The organism is Gordonibacter massiliensis (ex Traore et al. 2017), assembly GCF_019731765.1.
GTDB lineage: Bacteria > Actinomycetota > Coriobacteriia > Coriobacteriales > Eggerthellaceae > Gordonibacter > Gordonibacter massiliensis.
The window spans coordinates 1-18,083 of record NZ_JAASIO010000021.1; the positions used below are offsets into that span (position 1 = coordinate 1).

Below are 18,083 nucleotides of genomic sequence, written 5' to 3' on the forward strand. Positions count from 1 at the left end.
GATTGTCGCCCAACCCACGATTTGCATAAAGGAGGCTTCACCGATTCTCATCGGTCATATTCTTTAACAGCGGACTCAGACGTTTCTGCTTCAAAAGGGCGTTTGTGAACGACTCATCGGCTCTTTTTATATATGATCGATAATATAATTAAATAAAAGCCCAGGTGAGAAACTTGCGTTTCCGACTATTCTTCAAATAGATCATTCACAAACGCCTTTTCGAAGCAGAAAAGGAGCCACGCGCGAGTTTTTCAGTTGGGCGCGCTATCCCGAGTGCCGGTTCCTATCTCGAAGTGGTATTTCGCGATGCCCAGGTCGACGGCCGTGTACGCGCCTCCAGAGGTGGTCGCGCGCACCGTCGTGCCGTCGGGCTGCAACTCGAAGCGGAACTTCTGCTGGTTCATGGCGGTGGGAGCGAGCAGGGCCGCCCGCACGCCGCGCTCGAACCAAGCCGGCAGGGGCCCGCTTGCGGCGCACACGTCTTCGAGCGCCTTGGACTTGCGCGGCTTGCCCTGCGTGTCGCCGTAGCCTATGGACAGCACGCACACGAGCTTCTCGTCGGGGCCGACGAGGCGGCGGACGTGCCGTTTGCTGAACGTCAGGGCCACCCAGCAGGTGTTCAGGCCGAGGCGTTGCGCGGCCAGCACGATGCGCTCGCCGTAGTAGCCGACGCGCTCGTCCAGGTCGTCGGCCTTCTTCCCGACGAGGGCCACGTAGTTCCTTACGTTGCGGAAGCTGCCGTAGCGCGCCATCACGCTGCCGCCGAACGCGCGGGGCTCGTCGAGCGCGAGCTGGATGCGCAGGTCGCCTTCCCGGTTGCAGGCGTCTATCTCGGCTTGCAGCGCGGTCAGCGTCGGGCCCTCGATGCGCCGGTCGCTGTAGCTGCGCACCGAATGACGGCGCTCCAACGCCTCTTCGAGGCTGCAGACCGCAATGTCCTCGACGGCGCTCGCCGTTTCACGCTGGAGGGCATCTTCGGTTCCGTGCGGGGTTTCGTTTTCGCGTGTGCTTCCGCCGGCGGCTCTGCTTTCGCTCGCGTCCATATCGTCATGCTCCCTTCCGTCGATTGCGCTTTCGGTCATCGCGCCTTTTCGTTTCGCTCGTCTTGCAGGTAACCTTCGAGGTTCGCCTGCCGAACCAGCTCGTACACGCGGTCGACCAACTGCTTGAACTGCGCCCACTGCGCGATGTCGGGCGCTATGTGGTAGAAGTTCATCGTGCCCGCGCGCCGCAGGGCGATGATGCGCGCGTCGCGCAGGATCTTCAGATGGTGCGACACGGCGGGGCGGGAGAGGTGCGTGAGCGCGGTGATCTCGCCCACGCGCAGGCCGCACTGCTCGGCCTCCAGCAGCGCCACGAGTATCTGCTGGCGCGTCTCGTCGCCCAACGCGCCGATGATGCCCTGGCACTCCTTGAACCCGACGGCAAGGGCCTGCCGGTTCCGCATCCATTCCTGTTCGTCCATGGCGCTCCTTTGGTTCAAACGTTCGAACCATTAAACCATAGAGAGGGGAAGCGTGCGCGAGAACTTCCTTGGGAAAGAAATTCGAGACGGAAGTAGGCGGCGGGCGAAGGCAAGCGCGCTCGCGCATCGACGGTGGGAATCGAGCAGGCGGTCGCGAGTGCGACGCCGGAGGGGTCGAGTGCCGGTGCGCCGTCTCGGCCGCGCATAACGCGGGGGCATTCGTTTCCCTACGGCTCCGTGCGGTCGATTGCGCGCGGCGGGCGCGCGTGGTTGCATGGGGACATGAAGTTTCGAAAAACATACGTGGACGTGGTCGCCCGCATCGACGCGGACGGTCGCATGACGCCGCTTTCCATACTCTGGCGCGACGGCCGCACGTTCGAGATCGACCGTGTGCACGAAGCCATCCGCCGCGCGTCCACCCGGGTGGGCGGCACGGGTATGCGCTACCTGGTTTCGGTGCACGGTCGCGAGAAGTACCTGTTCTACGAAGGCCCCCGCTGGTTCGTGGAGGAGGTGGTTCCGGAGACGCCGCAAGGCTGCGCCGAAGGCGGCGCGGCCAGCTCCGAGGATCGGGACGACCGTGCCGTCAGATGCGTGCGGGACGGGTCGGCTGCGGCGGCGAACCGCAGAGCGGAGGCCTCGGGCGCAGCGGATCGCGGCGCCGCTTCCCGCGCTTTCGAAGCGATCGCAGCGGCTCTCAAGCGCCGTTCCCACCCTCCGATGCCCCGATCGCACGCGCGCCGCGCGTGAGCACGAGGCCCGGCACCGCACCTGCCGGGCATGCCGCCAAGCTGTCGAGGGCGTAGAACGCGCCCGCGCCGCACCTGCCTTTCTCCAGCGACGCGGGCGCTTCCGATACACTCGATGTCAGAGAATGGGAGGGCAGCTCTCGGCCGTGTCGTCGTTGGCTTCTTGCTGCTCCACGATGTCGATAAGCTCCTGCTGCGAATGGATGCCCATCTTCTGGTAGATATGGTACGTGTGCGTTTTGATGGTGCGCTCCGCAACGTAGAGCTGATCGGCGATATGGCGGGCGTTTCGCCCTTTCACCAGGAAGAACAGTATCTCGCCTTCGCGGGGAGTCAGGTTGTACGTTCGGGTCGCCTCGGCGCATTTGTGCTTGTAATGCTGTTCGATTACCAGTTCGGGGGTCGGTCCCTGCGCGCCTTCGGGGGGTGCTTGGTCTTTGGCGGGGTCGGGAGCGTCTGCGATGATTGGGTATTTGTCGGGATTGACGGTAGCCACGGGGATGTAGATGCACACCAGCACGATCAGGATCATGGCCGCGACGGTGAGCCATCCTTTTCCGAATTCCGTTGCCACGAAGGCGCCCGCGAACCAGCCGAGCGCCTGTCCGAGAACGATGAATATGCGCCCTCGGGCGAAGCAGTAGCAGGGCGATATGGAGAGCAGGGTGCCGCGCAAGGAAAGAACCGACGCGTTCGTGTAGTCGAGCAAATACAGGATGACGAAAAGCGGGAGAGCGGCGACGGTGTTCCACGGAGCCTGCAGGAACCCCGAGATGATAAGACCGCAAATCAAGAAAGGCAGCAGCACGAGCTGGACCCTTCCCATGGCCAGCAGCCCGGGGGCCTTTTTGTGCAAGACGAAGAAAATGAGTGCCACGCAAACGAACGCCAGGCCCATGATCGTAGGGGGCAGGACGCCTTTGCTGATGCGCGCGACGACAAGCCCGGCTATCACGCCGCACATCATGCCGTCCACCGTCATGATGTAGGACCCGTTCGCGCTGTACCTGCTCGTTTCGGCAAGCCAGCGTTCGTCGCGCTCGCTTGTGGCCTCGGTGCCGCTCGGCGGCGAGGCCACAAGCAACGCGAACGAGCATGCGCAAAGCAGCAGGAACACCGTCAAGTCGACGAAGGGCGGCATGGCCAGCACGCCGGTTACGATGCAACCCGCCAATCCGAACGACCACAGATTGGCCGAGCGGATGCGCTCTTCGCCAAGCGAGCTGCGGAGGTCGGCCCAGGTGCACGAAAAGTAGGCGCTCGCCGCACCTTGGATCGCCCAGAGCGTGAACTGCAGTGCCAGGGGAAAGACGAGTTCCAGCGCGGTCTCAAGCAGAACGGCGGCGGGCAACAGAAGCTGCAGGACCAAGAAGACGGCTTGGGCGCGCCTCGAAGAAACAAACTCGTTTCTGCGCTTGATAAAACGCGTGATGGCGAAATAGAATCCCGCCATCGAGGCGAACATCGTGCCGTGGGTGAGGCCGTGCATGACGGGAGTGTTGGTTCCGGGCGTCGCGAGCAACGGGCTGAAAGCGGCCAGCAGCACCGAGGCCGAGAAGAGCGTGAATCCCGCAATGCCGGCCAACTCCCTTTCGCTGTAGCTGCTCTCCTTGCGAGGACTTCCGTTTTTGGTGATTTCGGCCATGGCTGCGTGTCCCCTCCCCCTGATTCCACGTACCCGTCCGAAACGCCCGCATGCAGAACGGCCCGGGAGGCTTCGCTCCCGTTGCGCTGCTGGATGGGTTTCGGATATATCGTATTCTATCGTGCGCGCCATGCTATCGAGAGTACGTTTTTTCGTTTCGGGGCCCGCGGCGTCGATTTAATCCTCTGAGTAGCAAGACAAAAACCGCATACGGGGCAATCATGGCTCGACAACAACGGCGGATCCGGCAGCGCGAGGGGGCGCGAGAGCGGAAACGCGCTTTCGGAGAACCGTCAATCCAAGGTCGAGGTGCTTCATACGGTGCGGTGCGAAAGGGCGCTTTCGCCGTGCGCAGGGGGTGGTGTCGTGAAGGAAACGCTTCGCAGATTCTTGTCCTACTTCAGAATAGAGCATGCTTTGATCCTCGTGCCGGTGTTCGGTTTCGCGGTGTACGACAGCGTGTTCTCGGCCTTCTCGTCGATCCTGGGCGTGTTGGGCGATGCGTACCCCGACGTGCCGCGCACGGCCATCCAGATGGTGCTCTCGGTTCCTCCGCTGGTGAGCATACCCGGAACGCTTCTGTCGGGTTTTCTGTCCTCGTACGTTCGCAAGAAGCGCATCGCCGAGTTCGCGCTGGCCATCATATTCGTCGGCGGCATGATCCCCGTCGTGTTCCGCACCCCCAGCATCTACGCGCTGTTCGCTTGCAGCGCCTGCGTGGGGCTGGGCCAGGGATTGCTGCATCCCATGGCGAACGCCTTCATCTGCCAAACATGGGATGACGACGGCGAGCGAAGCCGCGCGCTGGGGTTCAAGCAGGCGTTCAATTTCATGGGCGAGGCGCTGGTCGCCTTGCTCGTGGGGTTTCTGGCGCTTTCGCATTGGGGCAACGCGTTTTTAGTGTACCTCGGCGTGATCCCCGTTTTCCTTATTGCCCGCTTCGCGCTTCCCGAGGGCGATCTGGACAAACGGTTGATCGACAGGAAAAGCCGCGCGGCCGGGTTGAAGGAGCTGTTCAAGCCGAAGGCGGTTTACCTGTTCGCGCTGTTCTTCTTCGCCATGATGTGCTTGTACGGGTTCCACACCAACATCGCCATGCTGGTTCAGGAACGACGCCTGGGAACGACGGCCGACGTTTCCGTGGTGGCGTCGTGCGTCAGCATCGTGTCCTTCTTGGTGGGCATCGCCTACGGAAAGCTTTCGAAAGCGTTCGGGGCCGCCACGCTGTGCATCGGTTTCGGGTGCTTGGCTTCGGGCATGCTCGCCGTGTCCCTTTTCGGCTACAGCTTTCCCGTGGTCGTTGCGGGCGGCATCCTGTTCGGCTTCGGCTCGGGCGTGCAGCAGATCAGCTCCATCTACTACATCTCGAAGACGGTCGACAAAAGCGTCGTGACCATGGCCATATCGGTTCTGGTGTCGTTCGTCTCGTTCGGCGCGACCTTGTCGCCCCTCGTCATCAACGGCTTGCAAGGGCTCGTGTTCGGAACGGAGTCGGCCTCGGGGTCGCTGGCGGTGGCGGGGTGCGGCTTCGCGGCGCTCGTAGTGGTGGAAGGCGCCCGCGCGCTGTTGAAAAAGAAGCGCGACCGGGGTTCGGGGCTCGTGCGCCGCAGCTAATACCCAGAGTATCGCATTGAGGTGACCGTGCAATAAAAAGCCAGGTCATCGCACGTGTTCGACATTAATACCAAGCAGCAGATGCGCCGGGCGGCCAAACGATGGAAACTCGTTCGCGTCGCAGCCGCACCGCAGGATGCGAACCGCAGGGCGGTGCGGAGACGGCTTGACAAGGGGGACGGCGGGGACGGGTTGCGGGCCTCGCGGAGATTCGAGGAAGGAAGGTTCATATGGCAGATCAAGAGTTGCTCGCTCGGTACGCGCCGACGATCGATTCGCCGGAGACGAAGGAGGCCTATCTGCTCGACGGCGCGCTTTTCATTCGCCATGAGTTCCGAGATCCAGCCGAGCTTCAGACGCGCATGACCTATCACAAGGTGGGAGAGGACAACGTCGTTTCGAACGACAATCTCGTTATGTTGGGGGTATGGGCGCGCGCGCAGAAGCAGGGCGAGCAGGTCAAGTAAGACGAGAGAGAACGCTGAAAGGAGATTTGCATGAGAGAATGCTTCGATCCCCAGGTCTACAAGAAAGACTGGCAGTACCAAGAAGGGGATCTGACCGTCACGCGCACGTGCCAATGGTCGGCCCCAGGCTGCCATCAGGGCTGCAGCATCCTGTTCTACACTGACAAGGACGGCAAGCTGGTCAAGGTCGAAGGCGATCCGAACTCCCCGGTGACGGACGGCCGCCTGTGCATGCGCTGTCTTGCCATGGTGGAGGCCGTGTACCATCCCGACCGCATCATCCATCCGATGAAGCGCGCCCGCGAGGACCGCGGCAAAGACGCGTGGGAGCAGATCACCATGGACGAGGCCTACGAGCTGTGCATCGAGATGGTGAAGGACACCACCGAGAAGTACGGGGCGAAGTCCATCTGCACCGGTGCCGGAACGGGCCGCAACGCCACGTGGCAGTCCAACGTGCTGGGGCAGGGCGCCTTCGGCACGCCGAACGACAACTGCGGCCTTCTGGCGGGCAACTGCTGCTACACGCCGCGCATGCAGGGCATGAACGCGGTTTTGGGCGACACGTTCATCGCCGACTGCGGGCAGTTGAACGAGGCGCGTTTCGACCATCCCGAGTACCGCCGCCCCGACCTGTTCATAATCTGGGGAAACAACCCGCTGCGCGCCAACGCCGACGGCTTCTTCGGCCACTGGATCATCGACTGCATGCGCCGCGGATCCGAGTTGTTCGTCGTCGATCCGCAGGTCACGTGGCTGTCCGCCCACGCGAGGCTGTACGTACAGGTGCGTCCGGGCACCGATGCGGCGCTCGCGCTGGCCATCGGCCACGTGATGATCGAGGAGGAGCTCTACGACAAGGAGTTCGTCGATTGCTGGTGCTACGGCTTCGACGAGTACCGGGAGCGCGTCAAGGATTGGACGCCCGAGCGCGCCGCCGAGATATGCTGGTGCCCGGCTGAGAAGATATACGAGGCCGCGCGCCTCATCGGCACCGCCGGCGTCACCACGCTCCAGTGGGGCGTGGCGTTCGACCAGACCAAGTGGGCGAACGGCACGGCGCACGCGGCCGTGGCGGTGCAGGCGCTCACCGGCAACATCGACAACCCGGGCGGCTTCGTGGGCATCAACTTCGGCTACGTGCAGTCCGACATCCGCGAGAATATCGCCAAGAGCCTGCCCAGCGTCCGCGAAGGCCGCTTGGGCGACGACGGCAACTGGGGCCTCATGAACGCCGTGGGCAAGGGCGGGCACGCCATCCCCGAGGCCATCTTGGACGCGGCCGAGACGGGCAAGCCGTATCCGGTGAAGATGCTGTTCATGTGCTCCACCACGGCGTTCACCAACATGGCGGGCCAGGCGCGGCGCGTGTACGACGTGTACCGGGACATGGACCACGTGGTGGTGTGCGACCTGTTCATGACGCCCACCGCCATGGCCGTGGGCGACCTGTTCATACCCATGGCCATGGGGTGCGAGCGCAATGGCGTGCGCGGCTGGTACACGCCCCTGCGCTCCATCGTGAAGGTCACGCAGACCGGCGACGCCGTGGGCGACGAGCAGATGATGCTGGAGCTGGGCAAGAAGATGAACCCCGATCTGTTCTACTGGGACGACGTGCCCGAGATGTTGGAGTTCTGCACGAACAACATGGCCACCGTCCCCATCCACATCACGTTCAGCGAGCTGCGCGAGAAGGTGATCGTGTACCCCGAGTTCGAGTACTACAAGTACAAGACGGGCAAGCTGCGCTTCGACGGCAACCCGGGCTTCAACACGCTGTCCGGGCGCGTGGAGCTGTTCTGCAACATGTACAACAACGTGGGGATGGACCCGCTGCCGTACTTCAACGAACCGCCGGAGAGCCCCGTCAACACGCCCGAGCTCTTCGCCGAGTACCCGCTCGTGCTCACGACGGGCCGCCGCTGCTGGGAGTACTTCCACTCCGAGCATCGCCAGCTGCGCTCCATGCGCGAGTTCCACAAGTGGCCGATGTTCGCCATCAACCCCGAAGACGCCGCTGCCGCGGGCATCAAGGAGGGCGACTGGGCCGTCATCGAGAACGCCCATGGCAAGGCCATGGAGGTGGCGCACGTCACCGACACCATGATGAAGGGCGTCGTCAGCGCCGAGCACGGTTGGTGGTTCCCCGAACGGGACAAGGAAGAGCCAACGCTTTTCGGCCTGTGGGAGTCCAACATCAACTGCCTCACGGTGCAAGGGGACTTCGGGCCCAGCGGATACGGCTCGTCCTACAAGACCCAGCTCTGCAAGGTTTACCCGGCACCGGAAGGCTACGGCGCCGAATTCGAGAAGATGTACGCCGAGCATCACAACCTTTAGACGTCGTCGCACAGGGAAAGGAGATCGGGCTCATGACACAACAGGGTCTTTTGATCGATTACGAGTTCTGCACGGGCTGCCACGCCTGCGAGATGGCGTGCAAGGTGGAGAAGGGCCTCGGGGAAGGCGAGTGGGGCATCAAGCTCGCCGAGATCGGCCCGTGGAAATTGGACGGCGACGCATGGGAGTGGGACTACGTGCCCATGCCCACGCAGCGTTGCGACCTGTGCGCCGAGCGCACGCGCGCGGGCAAGGTTCCCGCCTGCGTGCATCATTGCCAGTCGCTGGCCATGGAGTTCGGGCCCGTCGACGAGCTTGCCAGGAAAGTGACCAAGCCGCGCATGGTCCTGTTCTCGGTCCAATAAGGTCATCGCCTCCGCGGCGTCTCGAGGAGGGGCGCCGCGGAGGCCAAACTCTTATCAAAGGGGGTTTCGCATGAGCGAGAAAGCATCACAGCTAGGGGAGAGGGCGGTTTCGGCCATCCAGAACAACGTCACGCAGGCGCTGGGCCTTATCTACGGCCTCGGCATGCTCACGTGGACGGCGTTCAACCAGATGAACAGCAATTATTGGTCGTACTTCCTCACCGAGATCTGCGGTTTGGAGCCTACGGTCATGGGCACGGTCAAGGCGGTCACGGGCGTGGGCGAGTGGTTCTTCGTCATCATCGCCGCCATCATCATCGAGCGGGTGTGGCTCAAGCACGGCCAGTACCGCAGCTGGCTTTTGGTGGCGCCCCCCGCGACGTTCGTCTGCCTGCTCATGACGTTCGTCGATCCGAGCTTCCTCGACATGGGCGCCAAAACCGCTTGGATGATCTTCTTCCAGATCGTGGGCGGCTTCTTCTCGAGCTTCTTCATGATAGCCGCCACGTCCATCGTGCCGGTCATCAGCCGGACCGAGGCCGACCGCACGCTGCTCTCCCAGCGCAAAGCGCAGGGCAACATGTTGGTGAAGGTGCTGTTCGCCGCCATATCCCTGCCGGCCATCCTGGCCATCAACGGGCTGGTGTACCGCGTGCCCGCCGGCGAGAACGCGCAGAACGCCGGCCCTGCCGGCTTCACGGTGCTGGCGCTCGTTTTCGGCATCATCATGATCGTCATGTTCGTGGTCATGTACAAGCGCATCGACGGCATGGATCCCACGCAGAAGCTGTGCGAGGAGCGCGCCGCGGCCAAGAAGCGCGGCGAGAAGGTTCCGCCCATCGCTGCCGGAGAGAAGGTCGGCATCGGCGAGATGCTCAAGTACTGGCTCACGAACCTGCCGGCCATCATCGGGTTGTTCGCCGAGATCATCCGCTTCGTGGCGCAGATGACCATCCAGAGCATGGCCATGTACGTGTTCACCTACGCCTTCGGCGACGTGGCCATGGCCGCCGTCATGCTCACCGCCTGCAACATCACGGGTCTGGCGGCAACGTTCGTGTCCGAACCCGTCGCCCGCAAGATCGGCATCCGCGCCACCTATCTGGCCGGCATCGGCATCTCGTTCGCGTTCTCCGCCGTGTGCATCTTCGTGGGCGCATCGAGCATGATGGCCTTCATCGTGTGCATCTGCGGCATCTACTTCGGCATGAACTTCATGAACGGAACCATGATGGGCATGCAGTCCAACGCCATCGCCTACGGCGAGTGGCGCGACGGCAAGACCGCCAAGGCGTTCATCATGTCCACGTTCCAATGGTGCCCGAAGATCGCCAACGCCGTGGCCGGCCTGCTCACCGGGTTCGGCCTGGCCGCCATCGGCTTCGTGTCGGGCATGGAGGCCTCGCCGGAGCTGGCGCAGGGCATGGTGAACATCATCTGCATCATCCCGGCCGTTTGCTTCGGCATCGCGTTCGCGGCCTTCTTCTTCGGCTACCGCCTGACGCCTAAGAAGATGGAGCAGATCGCCGTCGACCTCGCAGAGCGCGAGACCCAGAAAAGCGCGGCCGCCGAGTAGCCGGCCGATGCGCTTGTTCGAGTAAAGCGGGCTGCGCGGCTCGATTCGCGCGCCCATACTACGGAAAAGAGGATTCCCATGTGCTTCAGACCAGCTGCCATCAGCATGGACAAGACGTGCCCCGCCTGCGGCGCCGTCAACGATTTCGCCAACGAGAACTGCGAACAGTGCGGCGCCTCCCTGCCGAGCGCTCCGCCCATCGCGGGCATGCCGGGAGCTCCGGGCGCCCCCGGAGCCCCCGCTGCGCCCCAAGCTCCTGCGGCGCCGGGCGCGGCGCCTGCGGCGCCCAAGGCGCCCGGCGCGTAGCGGGGCAAGGGGGGCGCAGGGCTGCCGCGAGGCGGCTCTCCGCCCCGGCGTGAGACGACATCCGAGGACGGTGGGGGCGAGCATGGATTTCAAGAAACTCGAGAGGACGGACGTTCCGGCCACGGGGGCGATAGGGGTTTCGGTCGTGGTGTGCGGTGCGACGGTGCGCCGGGAGCTGGACGTGTTCTACGAGGTCGTGAACGCGTACTACGGTCTTCCGGAAGACGCGCCGTGGGAGGATGCGGACGCGGCGGCGGCGAAGGCAACGTCGGTGGACGCCTATCGAGAGATGCGGCGCGACTTCGTCGTCAACCGCGTTACCAACGAGGCGCTGGCTGCGCTCGGCATCGTGCCGGCGCTCACGCCGGACGTGCGCGTGACGGCGTATCCGGATTCCGACGAGGACTTCGCCTTCGACCTGGCCGTCGTGGAACGGCCGCGGCTCTCCTTGTCATGCCTCGATCCCGTGGAGATAGAGGTCGAGGACGTCGAGGTGACCGACGAGCTGGTGGACGCGCGGATTGCGGAGCTTATGGAGTCGCGCGCGGAGTACGCGCCGGCCGACCCCCATCCGGTCGTGTTCGGCGACTGCGTGAGCATCGACGTGGCCACGTTTTGCGAAGGCAAGCCGGTGCCGCGCCTCACCGGCAAGAAGATGGTGCTCGAGGTGGCGGACGGCTCCATGCCCGACGCGTTCGTTGGGCAGCTTATGGGCATGTCGGTTGGCCAGACGAAAACGTTCGAGTACGCGGTGGAACGCCCCCGGGCCCTATCCGACGACGACGTCGACCGTTACCTGGCCACGGTGACGGTGCTGGGGCAGCTGCGCAAGGACGTTCCCGAGCTCACCGACGCGTGGGTCGAGGCGAATATCTCGAAGGCGTCGTCGGTGGCGGAGTTTCGCGCCGGCGTCGCGCAGGGCCTCGAAGCCGAGGCGGAGCACCTCAATCGCGACACGCGTGCCCGCTTGGCCAACATCGAACTGGAGAAGCGCCTGCAAGGTGCCATTCCCGATGCGTTCTACCGGGCTTCGCGGGAGGGCATGAGGCGCGCCCTCGAGCGCGAACTGGCCGAAAAGGGCCAGACCATCGACGATTACTACGAGCAAGAGCGGACGAACGAAGAAGAGCTGAGCGTGCAGATGCTCATCAAATCCGGCGAGAACCTGCGTCAGGGATTCGCTCTCGAAGCCCTGTTCGACGGGCGCGGCATGCAGCTTTCCGAAAAGGATCTCGCCTACGCCTGCGAGGAGGCGTTCGGGCCGGGCTCATACGATCCGGTACTGCTCGAGCGCACGGGAAAGCGCCGCGTGGTGGAAAGCGCCGCGAAGCGCATGGTCGCCCTCGCGTGGCTCGCCGACACCGCCGTGGCGAAAGGCTGAGCGGCGATGGAGCGCTGCTACGTGTGCAACCATTGCGGAAAATGCGACGACCTCGCTTTTCGCATCGTTATGCCGATGCCGGTCTGCCTCGATTGCGGACACGAGGTGCAGCCGGGCGAGAGCCCCGCCTGCTGCGCCGCCTGCGGTGGCGCACGCATCGCGACGATGGATTTCATCGAAGACCGCTCCGCGATAGCGCGGAGTGAAAGAAGAGAGGAGCAGGAACATGAGTGAATTGACCCGCGTGTCGGAGACGCCCCGCGTCACGGAGCTCGAGGACGGCACGAAGGTGTACCGTACGGCGCAATGGTCGCCTCCGGGATGCCATGGCGTCGGTTGCGGATTGAGGGCCTTCGTCAAAGACGGCAAGCTGGTGAAGGTGGAAGGGGACCCCGACCAGCCCATCACGAACGGCCGCCTGTGCGTTCGGTGCCTCACGCTTCCCGAGTACCTCTACCACGAGGATCGCCTCCTCCATCCCATGAAGCGCGACCGACGGTTCCGCGGACAGCCCGACAAATGGGAGCGGATCACCTGGGACGAGGCGTACGACATCATCGTGGAGAAGTACCGCGAGCTCACGGAAAAGTACGGCCCCGACACGGTGTCGGTGTGGACGGGCACCGGTCGCGAGGCGAGCGCGTACCAGTTCCAGACCTGCAACCAGGTGTTCCACAGCCGCACGGCCATCCACGCCAACGGCGGTTGGTCTTGCGTCATACCGCGCCAAACCGCGATGGACTGGCTGCTGGGCTGCGCGTACGTGGAGTACGACGGCGCGTTCGGCTTCAAGGACCGCTACGACGATCCGCGCTACGAGCTGCCCAAGTACATGCTCATCTGGGGTCGCGACACTTTGTGGTCGAACCCCGACGGGCTGTTCGGCCACAGCACGGTCGACATGATGAAGCGCGGCATGAAGATCATCGTCGTCGACCCGCGGGCCAACTGGCTGGCCCGCCATGCCGCGTACCATTTCCAGATCCGACCCGGCACCGACGCCGCGCTGGCCATGGCCCTGAACGCGGTCATCATCCAGGAGGATCTGTACGATCACGACTTCGTGGAGAAGTGGACGTACGGCTTCGACGAGTACGCCGAGCGCTGCTGCACCATGACGCCCGAGATGGCCGCCGAGATCTGCGAGGTGCCGGTGGAGGACATCTACGCCGCCGCCCGCTGCCTGGCGCAGAAACCCTGCACGGCCTCCGTGGGCCTGAAGACCGACCAGAACCCCAACACCCTGCAGATTTGCCATGCCATCTGGGGAATATTCGCCATCTGCGGAAACCTGGACAATCCCGGAGGCGTCAAGCTGGGCCAGACCATGCTCAACGGCGGCTCGACCGGGCGCAAGGGCGTGGGCATGCTGGTGGAGGAAGAGGACAAGAACCCCATTCCCATCGCCGGCCACGACCAATACCCGGCCATGGACTTCATCATCAACACCACGCAGCCCGACTGCACGTTGGACACCCTGCGCACGAACATACCGTATCCCATCGAGTTCCTGTTCATCCAAAGCTCCAACTTCATCTCGTCGTGCATCACGCAGCAGCCGATGCAGTGGATGGAGGCGTGCCGCCACAAGGAGTTCGTGATGGCCACCGACATCTTCATGAACCCGACCATCCAGGCCCTGGCCGACGTGGTGCTGCCGGTGTCGACTTCGCTCGAGCACGAGGGCATCGTCACGTTCCACGGCTGCAACCAGCCCGGGCAGTTCCATGCCCTCACGAAGGTGCTGGAGCCTCTCGGCGAGTGCAAGTCGGACTTAGAGATCATGCTCGACCTCGATCACCGCATCAACCCCGATCGCACCGAGGATTCGGAGAAATGGTCGAGCCCGCATGCGTACCTGGACAACAAGATACAGAACATCCCCTACACGGCCGACCCCGAGACGGGGGAGGACATGACGTACGAGACGCTGCGCGAATGGGTGTACGGACGCTACGAGATTCCCTATTACCAATACGAGAAAGGGCTGCTGCGCGCCGATGGCAAGCCGGGCTTCAAGTCGCCCACGGGGCGCGTGGAGCTGTGGAGCACGGTGAAGCAGCACCTGGGGGAGGACCCCTTGCCTTATTACGAGGAGCCCCGCTTCTCCAAGCGGTCGCGCCCCGAATGGACCGAAGAGTACCCGCTCGACTTCGTCACCGGCGCGCGCCGTCCCACGTCGTTCCATACCGAGCACCGCATGATCGATTCGCTGCGCGAGATACGGTCGGCTGCCACGGTCGAGCTGCATCCCGCCACCGCCGAAAAGCACGGCATCGGCCAAGGCGATTGGGTCACCATCGAGAACCCTTGGGGGAAGTGCCAGATGATCGCGGATATCACGCCCATCGTGAAGGAGGGGGTCATCGGGTGCGACCACGGTTGGTGGTATCCCGAAGACAAGGACGCGGAGCTGTTCAGCGTGCGCAAGTCGTCCATCAACTCGCTCATGCCATGGAAAGAGATCGGCAAGCTGGGCCTGGGCTCGCACTACGGCGCGCTGCCCTGCAAGATCTACCGGACCGAAAACTAGCCTGAAAGGGGGTATCGAGATGGCCACCTATGGATTGATGATCGACAACGAGTACTGCACCGGCTGCCACACGTGCGAGATCGCCTGCCGCAACGAGCTGGGCCTGCCCATGGGGCAGTGGGGCATCAAGCTGCTGGAGATGGGGCCGTGGCGCAAGCCGGACGGAACGTGGGAGGGCAAGTACGTTCCCGTGCCCACGACCTCGTGCAACCTATGCGAGGAACGCGTTGCCCAAGGCGGCGTGCCGTCGTGCGCGCTGCACTGCCTGGCTGACGCCATCAAGTACGGCACGCTCGAGGAGCTGGTGAGGAAGATGGCCGACCGAGGGGAGCAATGCTCGATCTTTCTGCCTTAAGCGCCGCTAAGCTTTTCGGCGGCGGGCGAAAGAGGGGTTGTGCCCTTTTCGTCCGTCGCCCGCGCGGCTGAGATCGTCAAGGAGCAAGGCCCCGGTTTCCGACGGCGCGGAACCGGGGCCGTTGCGTCAAGGAGGGCTTGAAGATGGAGAGCGCAAGGCTGTGGAACCCCCGATTCGCCCAGCTGTTCTGCATCGAGACGATGTTGCAGTTCGGGTTGTACCTCACGCGTCCGCTTATCGCAGGGTACGCGGTTTCGCTGGGCGCCTCTTTGGCGGTGGCGGGGTTCCTGGCGGGACTTTTGGCCACGGCGGCTTTGATTATGCGGCCGATGAGCGGCATCGTGACGGATCGGCTGGGAAAGAAAGGCCTGCTGGTCGTGTCCTGCGCGCTGTTCGCGGTCTCGGCGCTGGGCTGCGCCTTGTTTCGATCCGTTCCGCTCGCGGCGGCGTTCCTTGCGCTCCAAGGGTTCGCGTTCGCGTTCAAGTCGACGGTCGTCGTGTCGTTGGCTTCGCTGGTGGTTCCCGCGTCGAAGCTGGGAAGCGGCGTGGGGTGGCTCGGGGTCGCCTACACGATAGCGTGCGCCTTGGGTCCCGCGCTCGGATCGTTCGTTGGCGGCGCGGTCGGCTATGCGGGCGCCTTCGCCGTTTCGGCGACGCTGCTCTTCGCGGGGCTCGTTTTGGCGGTGCTGTTCAAGGCGCCCCGCGAGGCTTGCGCGCATGCCGTCCCGACCGCGCCTTCGCGGTCCGGCTGCGGCTTTGCCGCCTGGTTCCACGGCCCCACGCTGCTGCTTTCCGCGGTGGCCGGCCTGTTGATGGTGGCCCAAGGCGTGACCTCCTCGTTCGTCTTGCTGGTGGGGGATATGAGGGGCATCGAGGGAGCTTCCCTCTACTTCCTCGTCTATTCCTTGGCCACGCTGGAGGCAAGGCCGTTGGCGGGAAGGGCCAGCGACTCGTTCGGCGTGCGCGCGGTCGCCCTGCCCATGATGCTCCTCGCTGCTTTCGGCATGACGGCGGCGGCGTTCTTGGAATCGTTCGCGGGCGTCGTCGTGGCGGGGGCGTGCATGGGCGTGGGGCAGGGATCCGCCTACTGCGCCCTGCAGGCCGAGTCGGTGCGCGGGGTGCCCCAGGACCGGGTGGGGCGTGCGGCGAACACGTTTTACCTGGGGCCCGACCTTTGCATGGGCTTGGGGCCGGTTGTGGGCGGTTTCGTCTTGCAGGCGGCGGGGGCTGCGGCCTTGTTCCTGTTCAATGCGGCGGCTGTGCTTTTGGGGCTGATCCTGCTCGCGGTTTTCGGGTCGCGCCGCCGCGGCTCCTCCGACCGACCTTAAGCGTTCCTGAACCCGGCCTGAAATTGCGGCTACGGTTGCCTTGCGCGGGGCGTTGCGGGCGCGGCGGCGGGGTACGCTGCTCCTTGCCCCGGTTGCGCGCGCCGGGGCGCAATGGGACGGAGCGGAGAAGGAGCGGACTATGGAGCGGCTTGCAAACGACGGGGGAATCGAGGGCGTGGAACCGGCGGTGTTCCGGATGGAGCACTCGGGCGGTTTTCTGGGAAGCCGGACGCTCACGGGATGCCTGCTGGCCGTCTACCTGGCAGTCCTGGCGTGGATCATCCTGCTGAAGATGCAGTTCTCGCTGGACGTGGTGGGCACGATGCGCAGCGTGAACCTGGTGCCGCTGGCGGGCGCCACGGTCATCAACGGCGCGCTGGACTATCGCGAGGCCGTGCAGAACATGCTGGCGTTCGTGCCGTTCGGCTTGTATGCGGGCATGCTCTTCGGGCGACGGTCGCTGTGGTGGGGCCTCGCGCCCATCGCGCTCGTCAGCTTGGCCTTCGAGGCGCTGCAGTTCGCGTTCGCCATGGGCGCGTCGGACGTCACCGACCTTCTGGCCAACACGGCGGGCGGAGCGCTGGGCCTGTGCCTGTACGCGCTCGTGCGGCGCATCGTGCGGTCGGACGAGCGCGCGATGCGCGCGGGCAACGCCGTCGCCTTGGCGGGAACCGCGCTCGTGCTGGCTTTCCTGGGCGTGCTGATCGTGGCGAACCTGTAGACGGGTTGCGCTGACCTTCGCGTGGGGTGATGCCGGGGCGGAAGCGGGCGGGTCGCGGCGCGTTGGGACGCCCCGTTGACGCCGGGTATGCGGCACCTTCCGGACGCCCCGTTGATGCCGGATATTGCGGCACTCTTCGTAGGGGCGATCTCCAGATCGCCCGGTGCGTTGGGTTGCAAGGACAAAAAACCGCGTGGCAAGCGCACCGTGCGCCCGCCACGCGGTTTCCCCGCTTCGTGCGTTTCTGCGTCGGGCGATCTGGAGATCGCCCCTACGAAGAGCGTTTCCGCAGGTGGATTCCCCGTGTCTGCGGCCTCGCCCCTACCGTTTCGCGCCGTATTGGTCGTAGTACGCGTCGAGGGCGGCCTTCACGCCGTCGTCGATGACGACGCGGCCCTGGCATTCCCGGTTCAGCAGGTGCTCGGTGACCTCGGCCATGTCCACGATGGACGCGGTAGGGAAGCCGTAACGCTCGCGCACCTCGTCGAGTGCGCAGATTTCGCCGCCTTTGCCCACTTCCATGCGGTTCAGCGACACCATGAGGCCCACCACCTCCACGTTCGCCTGCTGCATGAGGATGGGGTGCGTCTCCTCGATGGACTTGCCCGACGTGGTCACATCCTCCACGATGACCACGCGGTCGCCGTCGCGCAGGTTGGAGCCCAGCAGGATGCCCGTGTCGCCGTGGTCCTTGACCTCCTTGCGGTTCGAACAGTAACGCGCCTCCTTGCCGTAAAGCTCCGAGAGCGCCATCGTGGTGATGACGGACAGCGGGATGCCCTTGTACGCCGGGCCGAACACCACGTCGAAGTCAAGCCCGAAGTTGTCGTGGATGGCGCGCGCGTAGAACTGCCCCAGGCGGTGCAGCTGCGAGCCCGTCACGTAGGCGCCCGCGTTCATGAAGAAGGGGGACTTTCGGCCGCTCTTCAAGGTGAAGTCGCCGAACTTCAGCACGTCGCTCTCCACCATGAACTCGATGAACTCCTGCTTGTAGGCCTCCATGGCATTCCCTCTCTCTCCCGCGCGGGCTCGTGCGCCGCATGCGGCCTCGTTCGCTGCGCCGCGACCGTCGCACCGCATGCGCCGCGCTTTTCGTCGTGCGATCAATGATACTCGAAGCCGGGCTTCCTCGTCTCTATTCACTGGAAAATACAATAGAGGCCATTGACAACTACTAGACTATATCATATATTGGTTTCGGTCTGAAACACCAGGTTCGCCCGGCATCCCCA

17 protein-coding genes are annotated in these 18,083 nt (G+C 64.2%); 13 read left to right on the forward strand and 4 right to left on the reverse strand.

What is annotated here, in order from left to right:
• Positions 1–251: 251 nt before the first annotated feature.
• Both HCH03_RS15850 and HCH03_RS15855 read right to left on the reverse strand, forming a co-directional pair.
• Positions 252–1,043 (reverse strand): nitroreductase family protein, encoded by a 792-nt coding sequence (locus HCH03_RS15850; RefSeq protein ID WP_221690274.1) that lies wholly within the window; start codon positions 1,041–1,043, stop codon positions 252–254.
• 35 nt (positions 1,044–1,078) lie between these two features.
• The gene (locus tag HCH03_RS15855; RefSeq protein ID WP_221690275.1) at positions 1,079–1,465 is read right to left on the reverse strand and encodes an ArsR/SmtB family transcription factor; all 387 of its coding nucleotides are present in this window, start codon (positions 1,463–1,465) and stop codon (positions 1,079–1,081) included.
• A gap of 282 nt (positions 1,466–1,747) precedes the next feature.
• Here HCH03_RS15855 and HCH03_RS16520 point away from each other — a divergent pair, with 282 nt between their 5' ends.
• Complete coding sequence (locus HCH03_RS16520) at positions 1,748–2,218, forward strand: hypothetical protein (RefSeq protein ID WP_246600096.1); 471 nt, start codon at positions 1,748–1,750, stop codon at positions 2,216–2,218.
• A gap of 117 nt (positions 2,219–2,335) precedes the next feature.
• On the opposite strand, the gene HCH03_RS15865 is transcribed toward HCH03_RS16520, so the two are convergent.
• Positions 2,336–3,862: a response regulator transcription factor gene (locus HCH03_RS15865; protein ID WP_221690276.1), complete on the reverse strand. Its 1,527-nt coding sequence runs from the start codon at positions 3,860–3,862 to the stop codon at positions 2,336–2,338.
• A 366-nt stretch (positions 3,863–4,228) separates the two neighbouring features.
• Between HCH03_RS15865 and HCH03_RS15870 the strand changes: the two genes are divergently transcribed.
• From HCH03_RS15870 to HCH03_RS15925, 12 genes are all read left to right on the forward strand, one after another.
• On the forward strand, positions 4,229–5,476 hold the full coding sequence (locus HCH03_RS15870; protein WP_221690277.1) for an MFS transporter: 1,248 nt from the start codon (positions 4,229–4,231) through the stop codon (positions 5,474–5,476).
• 230 nt (positions 5,477–5,706) lie between these two features.
• Complete coding sequence (locus HCH03_RS15875; protein WP_080142547.1) at positions 5,707–5,943, forward strand: hypothetical protein; 237 nt, start codon at positions 5,707–5,709, stop codon at positions 5,941–5,943.
• Positions 5,944–5,973: 30 nt separating this feature from the next.
• Positions 5,974–8,286, forward strand: coding sequence for a molybdopterin-dependent oxidoreductase (locus HCH03_RS15880; protein WP_221690278.1), 2,313 nt, complete (start codon positions 5,974–5,976; stop codon positions 8,284–8,286).
• A 32-nt stretch (positions 8,287–8,318) separates the two neighbouring features.
• A complete protein-coding gene (locus HCH03_RS15885; protein ID WP_221690279.1) occupies positions 8,319–8,651 on the forward strand; it encodes a 4Fe-4S dicluster domain-containing protein in 333 nt (110 codons plus the stop codon).
• Between the two features lie 70 nt (positions 8,652–8,721).
• Positions 8,722–10,227 carry an MFS transporter gene (locus HCH03_RS15890; protein ID WP_080142550.1) on the forward strand — a complete coding sequence of 502 codons (1,506 nt, stop codon included), beginning with the start codon at positions 8,722–8,724 and terminating at the stop codon, positions 10,225–10,227.
• Positions 10,228–10,305: 78 nt separating this feature from the next.
• Positions 10,306–10,533 (forward strand): hypothetical protein, encoded by a 228-nt coding sequence (locus HCH03_RS15895; RefSeq protein WP_221690280.1) that lies wholly within the window; start codon positions 10,306–10,308, stop codon positions 10,531–10,533.
• Positions 10,534–10,615: 82 nt separating this feature from the next.
• A complete protein-coding gene (locus HCH03_RS15900; RefSeq protein WP_221690281.1) occupies positions 10,616–11,914 on the forward strand; it encodes a trigger factor in 1,299 nt (432 codons plus the stop codon).
• A 6-nt stretch (positions 11,915–11,920) separates the two neighbouring features.
• The gene (locus tag HCH03_RS15905; protein ID WP_221690282.1) at positions 11,921–12,148 is read left to right on the forward strand and encodes a hypothetical protein; all 228 of its coding nucleotides are present in this window, start codon (positions 11,921–11,923) and stop codon (positions 12,146–12,148) included.
• Positions 12,141–14,447, forward strand: coding sequence for a molybdopterin-dependent oxidoreductase (locus HCH03_RS15910; protein ID WP_221690283.1), 2,307 nt, complete (start codon positions 12,141–12,143; stop codon positions 14,445–14,447). The genes HCH03_RS15905 and HCH03_RS15910 overlap by 8 nt, the downstream gene beginning before the upstream one ends.
• Before the next feature lie 19 nt (positions 14,448–14,466).
• A complete protein-coding gene (locus tag HCH03_RS15915; RefSeq protein ID WP_221690284.1) occupies positions 14,467–14,802 on the forward strand; it encodes an oxidoreductase in 336 nt (111 codons plus the stop codon).
• A gap of 143 nt (positions 14,803–14,945) precedes the next feature.
• Complete coding sequence (locus HCH03_RS15920) at positions 14,946–16,130, forward strand: MFS transporter (RefSeq protein WP_221690285.1); 1,185 nt, start codon at positions 14,946–14,948, stop codon at positions 16,128–16,130.
• Positions 16,131–16,269: 139 nt separating this feature from the next.
• A complete protein-coding gene (locus HCH03_RS15925) occupies positions 16,270–16,851 on the forward strand; it encodes a VanZ family protein (RefSeq protein WP_221690286.1) in 582 nt (193 codons plus the stop codon).
• Between the two features lie 321 nt (positions 16,852–17,172).
• Here HCH03_RS15925 and pyrE read toward each other — a convergent pair whose 3' ends face one another.
• Positions 17,173–17,853 carry an orotate phosphoribosyltransferase gene (gene pyrE, locus HCH03_RS15930; RefSeq protein ID WP_080142558.1) on the reverse strand — a complete coding sequence of 227 codons (681 nt, stop codon included), beginning with the start codon at positions 17,851–17,853 and terminating at the stop codon, positions 17,173–17,175.
• Between the last annotated feature and the right edge of the window lie 230 nt (positions 17,854–18,083).